Here is a 12,568-nt window from a genome sequence, read left to right as displayed (position 1 = left end):
ACCCGATGATGAAGGTCGACTGGATGGAAGGGGGAGCAGCCCGGTGAGTACGGTCGTGCAACCCTGCGCCCGGTGCGGCGCCCGCTGGGCGGTGCACGGCACCCCGATGCACTGGTGCCCGCGCTGTCGCGGTGTGCTGCTGTCGCCGGCACCCGTCGACGCGCCGCCGGAACGGCGTAACTACCGCTGGGTGGCCCGCCCGCCGGGGCGCGGCCCGCGGGGCGAACGTCCGCGTCCGGCGCCCGCAGTCGATCCCGCCACCCCGCGCTACACCGAGATTCCGCGCTGGGGACTGCGGGATCGGCCGCCGCACGTCGCCGTCACGCCGCAGAACCGGGTCCAGGCCGTCCTGCACTGGCTGACCGAACGGGTGGCCGGTCTGCTGCTCGCCACCGTCATCCTGTTCGGACTGTCGGCGGTCGCCGAATTCGGCCGCTATCTGATTCTGCTGCGCAACCGCACCCGGCTGATCCAGCCGCTGCTGCTGTTCTTCTCCGACCTCACCGTCTACGCGACCTCGGTCGCCGCGCTGATCTGCGCGCTGGTCACCGCGGTGGGCCTGATCGGCTGGCTGGTCCGCGCGCGCCGCAGCGCCTATGCCGACAACGGCCGCCGCGATCCCCGCTCCCTGCGGGCGCTGCTGTGCGGCGGGATCATTCCGGTGGTCAATCTGGTCTGGCCCGGCGTTTTCCTCACCGAACTGGTGCGTCAGCTGGGTGGCGATCCGCGCGCGCTGCGCGCGGTGCGGATCTGGTGGTGTGTCTGGGTTCTCAACGGTGTGATGGTGATCGCGTCGCTGTTCTGGCGTACGGCCGATACGCTGCAGGGCCAAGCCGACGGTGTGATCTTCACGGTCTACACCGATCTGGTCGCGGTCGCGGCGGCGGTGCTGTCGCTGTGGGTGCTGCGGATGTGCGAGGGTCGTGATCTGCGCGGCCGGATCCGGATGCCCAAGCGCTGGTTGCCCGCGACCGGTCCGGCGGTGCCGGTGATCGAGCCCGTCCATCCGGTCGCCGCGGTGGAAGCCGACAACCGGTCGGCCGGCGACCACGTCGAAGCACCGGACACCGAAGCCGAGCACACCGAAGCGGAGCGCGTCGAACAAGAGGAGGTCATGGCCAAGTGAGCCAGGGCAATCGCGCACCGTTCGTGGTCGCGCACCGGGGTGCGTCGGGGACCCGTCCCGAACACACCCTCGCCGCCTACGAGCTGGCATTGGAGGAGGGCGCCGACGGTGTCGAATGCGATGTCCGGCTGACCCGTGACGGTCACCTGGTCTGTGTGCACGACCGGACCGTGGACCGTACCTCGTCCGGCACCGGCCTGGTCAGCGAGATGACCCTCGACGAGCTGCGCGAACTCGACTTCGGCGGTGACGGCAGCCCCGCACCCGTGCTGACGTTGACCGAGCTGATCACGCTGGTACTGGACTGGCGCAGCCGGCCGACCAAACTGTTCATCGAGACCAAGCATCCGGTCCGCTACGGCGCGCTGGTGGAGAACAAGGTGCTGGCCGAATTGCAGCGCTTCGGCATCGCCACACCGGCCTCGGCCGACCATTCCCGAGCGGTCGTGATGTCGTTCGCCGCCACCGCGGTATGGCGCATCCGCCGCGCCGCGCCGCTGCTGCCGACCGTGCTGCTCGGTGAATCCTCGCGGTATCTGGGCGGCAGCGCCGCCACGACGGTCGGCGCCACCGCGGTCGGCCCGTCGGTGAAAACCCTGCGCGAACATCCCGAACTCGTCGACAAGGCCGCGGCGGCCGGCCGCGCCACCTACTGCTGGACCGTCGACGATCCCCAGGACGTCGAATTGTGCGCGGAGCTGGGCGTCAGCTGGGTCGCGACCAACCATCCCGGCCGGACCAAAACCGTGCTGGACGGTATCTGATCCACCCGGCCGGCCCCGGCGGCCGACTCGATGCGTCCCGCGGGGCGGATTCGGCGCCCCTGCGCGGCGGATTCGGTGCGCCCCTGCGCGCCGATGGCCGCGGAACATGTAGGTTCTGCGTTCGTGGGTAAGAAGAAGCGCAATACTCCCAAGCCCGACAGTAATCGGGCTCAGCGCCTCGCCGAACGTCGTGCGGCGCAACAGCAGGCCGCCTCGGCCGTCACGCGTCCCTTCGCCGGGCTGGCCGCCGAATGCGACCTGGTCGCACTCCGCGAGTTCGTTCCGTCGGCGACCGCGACCCTGAAACTGGCCGCCGGCGTCTCCGCCGAGCGTCCGGTGACCCTGGCCACCGTGCTGCCCGGCGCCGTCGCCGCCCTGGTCCGTGCCGGTGACGAGCCGACCGGTTTCGTCGGGTCGCAGGTGCAGTTCCAGTCGGAGAATCCGGCCGCCGACCTGGCCGCCGCGATTCTGTGGACGCAGGCCGCCGAACCCGGCGCATCGCTCACCGCGGCAAGTGAGGCCGCCCAGGACACGGTGCCCCCGCTGACCGAGGTGATCGACCCCAAGGCGCCTCTGGATCTGACCGTCCACCAGAACTTCCAGTGGTGGGTCCCGGAGGGCGTCACGCCGGATCCGCAGGTCGCCGCGACGATCGACCAGGCCGATCAGGCGATCATGCCGTCGGATCGGCTCGCTCTCGGCGCCGAATCCGTGGGCGCGGCGTGGTGGGTCGACGCGGGGGAGAAGGCGCATCTGCGCTGGGTCCGGCCCGAGGACGAGGATGACCTGATGCTGGCCCTCGCGCGCGTGCACGCCGCGGGCGGACTGCACCTGGGCGAGGGTTCCCGATTCGCGGGCTCGTTCCGCACGCACGGCCTGCTGGTGCCGGTCTTCGATCTGGATCGCGAACGCCACCCGAGTGAATGGGTCACCCCCGCAAACGAATTCGGCGCTCGTCTGGCCGAAGCGCTGGCCTCCGAAGCCCCGATGAGTTCCGACGAGCGGCGCTCGCGCGACGGGCTGCGCTCGCGCCAGGTCACCCTGCGCTAGCGAAACCCGCTGCGGGACAAGCGTTTCGCATCGGCTTCAGACGACGAACTCGGCCCGCCGGACGGCAGGCCGAGTTCGTTCTTCACGTTTCGTCTCGCGTCAGATGTTTCCGCCGGCCGCCGAGGGCGCCCCCGAGGCATCGCTCGGACCGCTCATCTCGCGGGAGACGAAATACTCGAGATCGAACAGATTCGACCCGGCCCGATCCGCGACGGTGAGCAGCGTGGTCATCCGCGCCACCTCTTCGACCTGTTCCTTCAGGAACCACTGCATGAACTGCTCGCCCAGGTAATCGCCCTCTTCGCGGGCGGTACTGGCCAACTGGATGATCTGCTCGGTGACGGTCTTCTCCTGCTGCAGCGCCAATTGGATCGGCTCGCGCGCATTCTCGAATTGCGAGCGCGCGCCATCGACTCCGGAGAGTTCGACGCTCATATCCCGATCGAGGAAATACTGCACGATCATCATCGCGTGATTGCGTTCCTCGATGGCCTGGGCATAGAAGTGCTTCGCCAGAACCGGCAGGTCGGCGTTGTCGAACCACACCGCGATCGCAATGTACTGGTGCTCGGCATTGAATTCATGCCTGATCTGATCGTGGAGCAGGGCGTGAAATTTGCTGTGCGAGGAATCGGGGTGGCTGGACATGGGCCCGACATTAGTGCTGGTCAACTTCGGCTGTCATCCAAGTACACCCTTAATGAGGCAAGTGTTGCCTTAGTTATCGCAGTCGCACCCTTGCGACGGGCCGCATTCGGTGAATTCGTCGACTGCCTGCGATTTCGAGCCTCGCCCGCATTTCATCGCCGCGCGCTTCCCGCGGGTTTCGGCGCGGAGGCATCAGGCGCGCGTGTGGCCGGAATCTCGCGCGCCACGAACTCCTCGATGTCGAACAGATTGCCGGCCGCGCGCTCGCAGACCGCCACCAGTGTGGTGAGCCGCGCCACCTCCTCGAGCTGGTCTTCGAGAAACCAGCGGATGAACTGTTCGCCGAGATAATCGCCCGCATCCCGGGCGATCCGGGTCAGTGTGGTGATGAGATCGGTCAGCTCCCGTTCGCGAGCAAGCAGGAATTCCACGGTGGCCGAGGGTGATTCGAATTCCGAACACACCTCGTCGGTACCCGTGACCGTGACGGCGACATCCCGGTCGAGCAGATACTGCACCATCCGCAAAGCATGGGCGCGTTTGTCCTCCGCGCCTGCATAGCAAATACGTGCCAGCTGCGGCAGTCGCTGCGCGTCGAAATAGACGGCGGCGGCGAGATATTGCTGCGAGGCGGTGAATTCGTGCCGTATCTGCGCGCGCAGGAGTTCGGGGAAGGGGCCGGTACCGGGCATGTCCCCGACGCTACCGGGTGAGCAGATCGTCCGGGATCGCCTGGTCGTGTGCCAGCGCGTCGAAGAATCGGCTCGCCCGATCCTTGTCCCACAACAGCACATTGCCCGAGCCGGACTCGTCGGTGAAACCGCCGATCGGCACCGTGGTGGCAATCGTCTTACCGTGCAGCGCCCAGCCCAGCCGGCCGAGATCCCAGATGTGATCTCCCTTGTCGACCTGCAGTGAGGACGCCACATCGCGAGCCAGCGGCCACACCTTCAACGGATTGGCGAGCGTACCGGCGCTGGTCGCCTTGTCCAGCAGCGCGGAAAGGAACAGCCGCTGATTGTTCATGCGGTCCAGATCCGCCCGGGGCGTGGCCCGGGTACGCACGAAGCCGAGCGCCTGGGAGCCGGACAGATGCTGGCATCCCGCCGGGAGGTCGATGCCGGCCTTGGGATCGTCGATCGCATCGGGCAGGCACATATCGATCCCGCCGAGCGAATCGACCATGCCCGCGAAACCGCCGAAGCCGATCTCGGCGAAATGATCGATCCGCAGGCCGGTCGCGTTCTCGACCGTCTGCACCAGCAATTTCGGACCGCCCGCGGAGAACGCCGCGTTGAGTTTGTCCTTGCCGACGCCCGGAATGCTCACATACGAATCGCGCGGCAGACTCACCACGGTGGGCGCACCGGATTTCGGGATGTGCACGAGCATGATGGTGTCGCTGCGCTCACCACCGGCATCGGCGCTGTCGCCGGTCGACAGCTCCTTCTCCTGTTCCGGCGTCAGACCGACGCGGGTGTCGGATCCGGTGAGCAGCCAGTTCGTGCCGGCGGTCTGCGCGACCCGGTCGGGATAGGCGGACAGGGCGTCGATGCGGTGCAGTGAGCGATCCAGATAGATCACCCCCGCGACCGGCAGCAGAACGATGATGAGCAGCAGAATCAGCAACCACCTGCCCCAATGCCGTTTCCGGCGGGTGCGCGGCGCACGTGGTTCGCGCGGCGGGCGTTCGGTGCGGCGGGGACGTGCCGGGGGCGGCGGCGGTGGTTCCCGGTACGGAACCGGGCGCTGCGTCGGAGCGTGGGTGGGCGGTTCGCCGCCGGGTGCGACGCCGTGTTCGAAGGGCTGCGGGTTACCGCGCGGCCGGGCGGGACTGCTCGGGACCTGTGACCAGGCCAGCGGCGGATTGTTGCCGTCGCGGTGGATGACCTGGGTCGGTTCGATCGGTGGGCGCCCGGGCGGCAGCGGCCGGCCCGAGCCGGGAGGACGGCCCGAATTCGGCGGGCGGCCCGAGCCGGGTGGCATCGGCCGTCCGGAACCGGGCGGAACTCGCGGATCGTGGCCGTGCCGATCCGGCGGCGGCATGCGCCGACCGTCCGGGCCCGCCGGCGGCGGCACCCGGCGGGTCCGCGGATACTGCTGGGGGTCGTCGCCGTTCACCACCGAGATGGTACTGACCGGGGCGTTGTGCTCGTCGGCACAATGCGTCCGCGGGGGTGAACGTGGCTGATTCCCGCAGGTCGGCCCGGTCTTACGGCAACCAGGAGACGTGGCCGTGCAGTGCGGTGTAGCCGATGTAGGCGACCGAATCGATCGTCGCGTGTGCCAGGATCAGCGGCCACAGCCGTCCGGTCCGCTGCCAGTACCGGCCGAAGATCACCCCCATCACCAGGTTGCCGATGCCTCCGCCCAACCCCTGATACAGGTGATAACTGCCACGCAGCAGCGCCGACGCGGCCAGTGATCGGTTCTCCGACCACCCGAGCGTGCGCAGCCGGCTGATCAGATACCCGACGACGATGATCTCCTCGGCCACGGCATTCGCGATGGCCGAGAGCACCAGCACCGGCAATCGCCACCAGTGGTCGTGCAGGGAACTGGGCACGATCGTCACGCTGAGCCCCAGCGCATGGGCGGCCAGATACAGACCCAGTCCGGGCAGGCCGATCACCGCGGCGAGGACGAGGCCGGGGACCACGTCACCACGCCACCGGAGCCGCGCCAGCCCGATCAGTCGCGGCCCGATTCCGCTGCGCCACAACAGATACAGTCCCAGCGCACCCCAGCCGATCAGTCGTGCGACGCTCAACAGCTGAAACAGCAGATCGATCGTCGACTGCGCGGCCCGCGAGGGATTCAGCGCGACCTGCTGCCCGCCGATTCCGCCCGGCGCCAGCGCGCTTTCCAGTAGCGACAGTGCCGCACCGGCCCCGCTCGTCCCGAAGGTGACGACCAGGACGATCGCGATCTCCACCCGGACGGCGAACCGGTCGCGCTCCGCAGCGGGATCGGGCCAGGTAGCTGCGAAACGATCACCCGGAACCATAGGAACAATCTAGGGGTGCTCCGCCGAGTGCCGCGTATCCGGCGTGCTCTCAGGCGGAGCGATCGGAGCCGTGCATGCGGTCGAGGAACGGGCAGCCGGCGAGGATCCGCACCGCGCGGCTCAGTGACTGCACATCGTCCACCGGTGCGTGGAAGGGCAGTCGCACATCGTGATCGGTGTCGGGTCCCTCGACCCGGAGCGTGACGCCGTAGCGGTCGATGGCCAGCGGCCGCACCGAACCACCGCGCAGCCGGACCGGCAGGTGGCGGGCCAGCCGGGCGATCACATCCGCGTGATCGGAGTCCATATGGTGCAGCCAGGCCGCTTCCAGCTCCCAGAACGGGTCGGCGTCGGCGCTGCGCAGATCGTGCGGGCAGACCGATTCGGCGCCGGCGGAATCGGCGACGACTGCCGATTCCAGCACCACTCGCAGCAGCGTGCTGGTGTGACCGACATCGAGCAGACCCGGATGCGGATATTCGCTCGCGACCTGAGATGCCAAGGCGCGCTGGGCATGTCCGGGTACCGCGCGCACCCGCCCGCGCAGCCAGACGAGCGCCCGCACGGGCTCGCGCAACGCCAGGGGTGCGTGGTCGGTCAGCTCCAGCACCCCCGGCGAACCGACCTCGGCCGCCGCGGCGGACGCCGCCGCCGAATTGCGCGCGACGGCGACGACCACATCGCCGCACGCGCGCAGATGATGCACGGTCGTGGGAATCGGATCGGTGCCGGGCAGGGCCAGGACGGAACTCTCGGCATGGGCGCACGCGCTGCGGATCCGCTCCGCGGCGGATGGAGCGGCGGACGTGATCGTGCGGCGCATACAGACCTCCAGTGACGAACCCGGGACGGATACGGCGGATAATTAGGTAAACCTAAGCTAAGTCACGGCCCGTCGTTGCGCAAGCATTGCGCTCGCTACGGTGGAAATGTGCCGCACGATTCGACGCCCGCCTCCGAACCCGTTCTGCTGTCGCTGAGCGTGCCCACCACGGGCCCGTCCGATCTGGTGGACGGGCTGGTCCGGCTGCCGTCGGCGAATCCCCAGGCGTCGGTGCTCGACCTGACCCTGTCCGATGAGCGCGTCGCCGAATTCCTGGTCGGCGTGGCACATTCCGATACCGGATTCGTCGCCGTGACCGCCTCGGGCGAGCGGGCGGTCGCGATCGTCGCCGCCACAGTGGCCGCGTTGTGCGGCGAGAATATCCGGACCGCACTGACCAGCCCCGATATCGAATTCCTGCGCGGCCTGTCGGCGCCGGCCGTTCAGGCGCTGCGCGAGGTGCTGCTGGCCGTCGAAACCGAACGGGTGGAGGCGGTGACGGCGGCGCTGCGGGTGCTGGCGCCCTGATCGCCGCCCGCCACGACCTGGGCTGTTACCGCTGGGTACGCGCAAACGGCGAGCGCGCAGCCAACTGCCAGTAATGTCGTATCCGTGCCGCGTATCGCCTATTTCGGACCGTCGGGAACTTTCACCGAGATGGCCCTGGCCCGACTCGAATCGGACGGGGCCTTCGACGAGCCGGTCGAGCGGATCGCCGCACCCAGTCAGGGCGCGGCACTCGAGATGATCCGCTCCGGTGCGGCCGACGGCGCGGTGGTGCCGATCGAGAGCTCGGTGGAGGGTTCCATCTCGGCGACCCTGGACGCCCTCGCGGTGGGCCCGCGGCTGCAGATCATCGCCGAAACCGAGCTCGACGTGGCGTTCACGATCGTGGCGAAACCCGGTATGGAACTGTCGCGGGTGCGCACGGTCGCGGCCTATCCGGTGGCGGCCGCGCAGGTGCGGTTGTGGCTGGCGGATCGGATGCCGCAGGCAGCGCTGTACACGTCGGCCTCCAACGCGGCCGCGGCCGAGGATGTCGTGGCCGGCCATGCCGACGCCGCGGTCTCGACCACGCTGGCCGGTCAGCGCCTGAACCTCATCGAACTGGCCACCGGCGTCGCCGACCACGACCAAGCCATCACCCGCTTCGTGCTGGTCACTCCGCCGTGCGAGGCGCCGGCCCGGACCGGCGCCGACCGCACCTCGCTGGTGGTGCTCGAATTGGCGAACGAACCCGGGTCGCTGATGCGGGTTTTCGCCGAATTCGCCACTCGCGGTGTCGATCTGACCCGGATCGAATCCCGGCCGACGCGCACCGGGATGGGTACCTATCGCTTCTATCTGGATTGTGTCGGCCATATCGACGACACCGCCGTCGCCGAGGCCCTGAAAGCGCTGCACCGGACCGCCGGGCGGATCCGGTACCTGGGCTCCTGGCCGGCCAGTTCACCGAGTGGTTCGCCGCCGCCCGCCGACGAGCCGGCGGCGGCCTGGTTGGACGATGTGAAAAAGGGGGTGGACGCCTCATGACCGAAATCGGTGCGACTCTCGATCCCGTCCGTGGTTCCGGCAGGTTGGTGCTGGTCCGTCACGGCGAGACCGAGGGCAATGTCGCGAAACTTCTGGATACCCGCGTTCCCGGCTTACCGCTCACCGAACGCGGTGTGGCTCAAGCCAAGTCCTTCGCCGCGCGGTTGGCGGTGCCGCCGGTGCGGTTGTATTCCTCGGTGGCGCTGCGTGCTCAGCAGACCGCGGGCCATATCGAATCGGTGACCGGTGTGGGGGCCGAGGTGGTCGACGGCGTGTACGAGGTACAGGTCGGCGAGCTGGAGGGGCAGAATTCCGAAGCGGCGCATCGGGAATTCCAGCGCGTCTACCGGTCCTGGCATCTGGGCGAGCTGAATACGCGGCTGCCGGGCGGCGAATCCGGCGAGGAGGTCCTCGAGCGGTATCTGCCCGTGCTGGAACAACTCCGGGACACCTATCTGCTCCCCGGTTCGAATTCGCGCGACGTGCTGCTGGTCAGTCACGGCGCCGCGATGCGACTGGCGGCCCGTGAACTCACCGGCGTCGCACCGCCGTTCACGACCAACAACCATTTGGACAACACCGAGACCATCGAACTGGCCCCGACGGCCGACGGCGGTTGGACCTGTGTCCGCTGGGGCCGCTATACCCCGCCGTTCGGATACCAGGTCGAACCGAAGGCCGACGACCCGATGGGTTAGCCGACGCCGGGCGTCGTCGGCTTGAAATCCTCGCGGAGCGGAAGCTTTTCGATGAGGTCCTTGATCGCGGTCCGCAGCCGGCCCGGTGTTCCGCTCGCCAGCGAGGTCCACATGACCTCGTCGTCGGAGCGGGTGGTGACCCCGATGAATCGCCCGTTGCGGGTGTTGTACACCGCGATCATCCCGTCGGAGATGTCACGGCTGGCATCGTTGTACACCACGCCGACGATCGAAGCATGCGAATGGATTTCGACCAGCGCCGAGGCCAGCGCCTGCGCGTCGCGGGGCGGCCGCCCCACCCGGCCCAGGCGCTGGGCGGTGGTCGTGGCATCCCCGGCATCACCGAGGATCGGCTTGAGTTCCTCGGTCAGGACGTTCATTCCACTGAGCTCGAGCGCCTCCGCCGGACCCAGCGCCGCCATGATCGTGCCCGGCAGGTCGTGTCCGGCCTCGTCGATGCTGTAGGAATTCGGCCCGCGCAGGGCGACGACATCGAGGTTGTCGCCCTTCGCGAGGCAGAATCGGTTCACCCGGTCGCCGACGTACCAGCGCATCGAGATCACCCAGTGTGGGCGGTACAGCCCGCGCAGCCGGTCTTCCAGGTCGTGATGGACGACCCCGTCGACGAGTAGCTCACGCGCGGTGAGCGATTCGGCGGCCGCGGACATCGCCCGGTCGTGGTCGACGACGTTGTCGTAGCGGCCCATCGCATTCAGCACGACCGGCACCTCGTCGATCTCCAGTTTCTCCAGCAGAAACTGCATCTCGTCGAGCGACAACACGACGGGCTCGAGCATCGACGGCCCGCGGCCGGCGCCGAGTACGGTCACTTAGCGCGCTCCCGCGACCGGGTCCGCTCCGATGACACCGGACGCGATGACCCGGCCGTCGGCGAAGTGCTCACCGCGCAGATAGTCGTTGCCCTGGTGCTCGCCCTCGTCGTCGTCGTCGCTGTTCACCTGGCGGCCCAGCAGCGGGTTACCGGCGGCGTTGTTCGCGCGGGCCGGAGCCGGTGCGCCCATCTGCGCGACGGGTGCGGTCTCCGCCACCGGCGCGGTCGCGGCCGGACCACCGATCACATTGCCGGCGCCCCAGCCCTCGGGGAGTTGCAGCGTGCCGGCGCCGTTGCCGATACCGACGGTGCTTCCACCGAAGGACACGGCGCGAGTGGCGGCCGCGGCGCCACCGGCGGCGGCGACACCACCGATGCCGCCCATCATCATCGGCGACATGCTCGCGGCCGGCGCAGCATGGCCGGTGGCCGCGGCGATCGCGGTACCGGCGACATTGCCCACCGTGGAGACACCCGTCGAGGCCACCGATCCGGCGACATTGGCCGCCTGGGTCGCGGCGCTGACCACGCCCGGATCGCTCGCGAGCGCCTGTGCCACACCGATGGCGGTCTGCACCGGGTCGCTGCTGGTGTTCTGCGACGCCGCCTCGGCGCCGCTGTCGGCCAGTCCGGCGCCCGCCGCGATCGGCGGCGGCGTCAGGAATTCGGCCGGAGTCGCCGTCATGGCCTCGACGGTGGATTCGTAGGTGTCCATGACCAGGGCGGCCTGCACATCCAGTGCGGCCTTGGCGGCTTCGGCCGCCTCGCCGCTACCGTCCAGATCGCCGCCGTGGGCATGTGCCGCGACGCGCGCGGCATCCACCGCGGCGATTTCGGGCAGGCTCGGCATGGCAAGGGTGGCAACGGTATTGGCGGTGGCGTGTGCGGAGGCCTTGGCCGCCATCGCCGCCGCCTGCACGCCCTGCTGTTCGGCCCAGCCGGTGAAGCCGGCGAGTTTGGTCAGTGCGACGGCGCCGTTGAGGCCGATCATGCCGACACCCAGTTCGGCCATGACCCGGGTGACGGTCGCGGTCGCGTCGACCCACGCCGCCGTCAGCCCACCCCATGCCGTGGCCGCGGCAGCGGCCGGAACGGCATGCGGACCCGCGGTCAGCAAACTCGAGTTGCCCTCGGCGAGCCGGGGCAGCCAGTAAATTCCGGTGATCCCTGCGGTCATTGTCTCTCCCCTGAACGAATGGTGTGGTGAAGGATCGGCGCCGGTCAGAACTGAATGGCGGCGGTGCCGGCCGCGTTGACCGCGTCCTGGGCGATGTAGGAGGCCAGCTGCTGACGCAGGATGGCGGCCGCGTGATGCAGCTCGAGGATGGCCTGCGCGGCCGCGCGGTCGTGGCTGAGAGCGCCCTCGTTCAGATGGGTTGCCGCGGCGACGGATACCTCTTCGGCGCCGGCGGGGACGACGTGGGTGGCCGGACCGCTCAAAGCAGTGGCGGCCGTGAGACGTTCGGCGAGCAGATCGAGTTCCGCCGAGGCCGCGAGGACGACTTCGGGCTGTACACCGAGCAGACCAACCATGACTCGAACTCCTTCTTGTGGCGGCTATGCAAGTGTCGAGGCTGCCCGAGCCTCAGTGCTGTTCCGGCACAGAGAATCCGGCAGACCCGTCGGTGGAACCACGAGAATTCCCCCTACGAGATGATTGGACGCGACGGCCCCCGGTTCGGTTCCCTCGAGTCACGAATCGATTCGACTTTACCCGCTACGCGCGTAAAAACTAGCCCCATCCCAGCTGATGCAGTCGCTCTTCGTCGATCCCGAAATAGTGAGCTATCTCATGGATCACGGTGATGGCCACTTCCTCGACGACCTGCCGTTCGTCGTCGCACATTTCCAGAATCGTGTCGCGGTAGATGGTGACGGTGTCCGGCAGCGCGCCGCCGTACTGACTGTCCACCCGGTCGGTCAGGGCGATGCCGTGATAAAGCCCGAGCAGATGCGGATCCTCGGAATTGCGGGGTTCGATCAACACCACGACGTTCTCGATCGCCTGGGTGAGCGCGGCCGGAATCGTATCCAGCGCATCGCCGACCAGTTCTTCGAACCGGCTCTCCGACATCGACACCGGCATG

General features: G+C 68.6%; 15 protein-coding genes. 6 read left to right on the top strand and 9 right to left on the bottom strand.

Annotated features, from left to right (window positions below):
- Positions 1 to 43 precede the first annotated feature (43 nt).
- The 3 genes from A5780_RS11180 (at position 44) to A5780_RS11170 (ending at position 2,940) form a co-directional block, all read left to right on the top strand.
- Positions 44 to 1,126: a DUF4328 domain-containing protein gene (locus A5780_RS11180; RefSeq protein WP_231982919.1), complete on the top strand. Its 1,083-nt coding sequence runs from the start codon at positions 44 to 46 to the stop codon at positions 1,124 to 1,126.
- Positions 1,123 to 1,890 carry a glycerophosphodiester phosphodiesterase gene (locus tag A5780_RS11175; protein ID WP_063016478.1) on the top strand — a complete coding sequence of 256 codons (768 nt, stop codon included), beginning with the start codon at positions 1,123 to 1,125 and terminating at the stop codon, positions 1,888 to 1,890. The genes A5780_RS11180 and A5780_RS11175 overlap by 4 nt, the downstream gene beginning before the upstream one ends.
- A gap of 93 nt (positions 1,891 to 1,983) precedes the next feature.
- Positions 1,984 to 2,940: a DUF5926 family protein gene (locus tag A5780_RS11170; RefSeq protein WP_064908369.1), complete on the top strand. Its 957-nt coding sequence runs from the start codon at positions 1,984 to 1,986 to the stop codon at positions 2,938 to 2,940.
- Positions 2,941 to 3,039: 99 nt separating this feature from the next.
- On the opposite strand, the gene A5780_RS11165 is transcribed toward A5780_RS11170, so the two are convergent.
- From A5780_RS11165 to A5780_RS11145, 5 genes are all read right to left on the bottom strand, one after another.
- On the bottom strand, positions 3,040 to 3,588 hold the full coding sequence (locus tag A5780_RS11165) for a ferritin (protein WP_030516756.1): 549 nt from the start codon (positions 3,586 to 3,588) through the stop codon (positions 3,040 to 3,042).
- A gap of 152 nt (positions 3,589 to 3,740) precedes the next feature.
- Positions 3,741 to 4,280 (bottom strand): ferritin, encoded by a 540-nt coding sequence (locus A5780_RS11160; RefSeq protein ID WP_063016474.1) that lies wholly within the window; start codon positions 4,278 to 4,280, stop codon positions 3,741 to 3,743.
- Positions 4,281 to 4,290: 10 nt separating this feature from the next.
- Positions 4,291 to 5,709 carry an LCP family protein gene (locus tag A5780_RS11155; RefSeq protein ID WP_369817497.1) on the bottom strand — a complete coding sequence of 473 codons (1,419 nt, stop codon included), beginning with the start codon at positions 5,707 to 5,709 and terminating at the stop codon, positions 4,291 to 4,293.
- Between the two features lie 91 nt (positions 5,710 to 5,800).
- Positions 5,801 to 6,595, bottom strand: a complete 795-nt coding sequence (locus A5780_RS11150; protein ID WP_063016471.1) for a CPBP family intramembrane glutamic endopeptidase — start codon at positions 6,593 to 6,595, stop codon at positions 5,801 to 5,803.
- Positions 6,596 to 6,644: 49 nt separating this feature from the next.
- Positions 6,645 to 7,418: a DUF2470 domain-containing protein gene (locus A5780_RS11145; RefSeq protein ID WP_063016468.1), complete on the bottom strand. Its 774-nt coding sequence runs from the start codon at positions 7,416 to 7,418 to the stop codon at positions 6,645 to 6,647.
- A 108-nt stretch (positions 7,419 to 7,526) separates the two neighbouring features.
- Here A5780_RS11145 and A5780_RS11140 point away from each other — a divergent pair, with 108 nt between their 5' ends.
- From A5780_RS11140 to A5780_RS11130, 3 genes are all read left to right on the top strand, one after another.
- Positions 7,527 to 7,946, top strand: coding sequence for a hypothetical protein (locus A5780_RS11140; RefSeq protein WP_064908368.1), 420 nt, complete (start codon positions 7,527 to 7,529; stop codon positions 7,944 to 7,946).
- A gap of 84 nt (positions 7,947 to 8,030) precedes the next feature.
- Positions 8,031 to 8,951, top strand: coding sequence for a prephenate dehydratase (gene pheA, locus A5780_RS11135; RefSeq protein WP_063016463.1), 921 nt, complete (start codon positions 8,031 to 8,033; stop codon positions 8,949 to 8,951).
- The gene (locus tag A5780_RS11130) at positions 8,948 to 9,649 is read left to right on the top strand and encodes a histidine phosphatase family protein (RefSeq protein ID WP_063016461.1); all 702 of its coding nucleotides are present in this window, start codon (positions 8,948 to 8,950) and stop codon (positions 9,647 to 9,649) included. The genes pheA and A5780_RS11130 overlap by 4 nt, the downstream gene beginning before the upstream one ends.
- On the opposite strand, the gene A5780_RS11125 is transcribed toward A5780_RS11130, so the two are convergent.
- The 4 genes from A5780_RS11125 to A5780_RS11110 all read right to left on the bottom strand — a co-directional run bounded on the left by A5780_RS11125 (position 9,646) and on the right by A5780_RS11110 (position 12,567).
- On the bottom strand, positions 9,646 to 10,479 hold the full coding sequence (locus A5780_RS11125; protein ID WP_082976404.1) for an ESX secretion-associated protein EspG: 834 nt from the start codon (positions 10,477 to 10,479) through the stop codon (positions 9,646 to 9,648). The genes A5780_RS11130 and A5780_RS11125 overlap by 4 nt on opposite strands.
- A complete protein-coding gene (locus A5780_RS11120) occupies positions 10,480 to 11,658 on the bottom strand; it encodes a PPE domain-containing protein (RefSeq protein ID WP_064908367.1) in 1,179 nt (392 codons plus the stop codon).
- Between the two features lie 44 nt (positions 11,659 to 11,702).
- Positions 11,703 to 12,014: a PE family protein gene (locus tag A5780_RS11115; RefSeq protein WP_030516766.1), complete on the bottom strand. Its 312-nt coding sequence runs from the start codon at positions 12,012 to 12,014 to the stop codon at positions 11,703 to 11,705.
- A gap of 199 nt (positions 12,015 to 12,213) precedes the next feature.
- Positions 12,214 to 12,567, bottom strand: coding sequence for a metallopeptidase family protein (locus tag A5780_RS11110; RefSeq protein ID WP_063016452.1), 354 nt, complete (start codon positions 12,565 to 12,567; stop codon positions 12,214 to 12,216).
- Between the last annotated feature and the right edge of the window lies 1 nt (position 12,568).

Origin of the sequence: Nocardia sp. 852002-20019_SCH5090214, from assembly GCF_001665865.1 — a bacterium.
In the GTDB taxonomy this organism is placed as follows: Bacteria; Actinomycetota; Actinomycetes; order Mycobacteriales; family Mycobacteriaceae; genus Nocardia; species Nocardia nova.
Note: the sequence above shows the minus strand (reverse complement) of the source record. Positions and strands in the feature narration are given on the sequence as shown.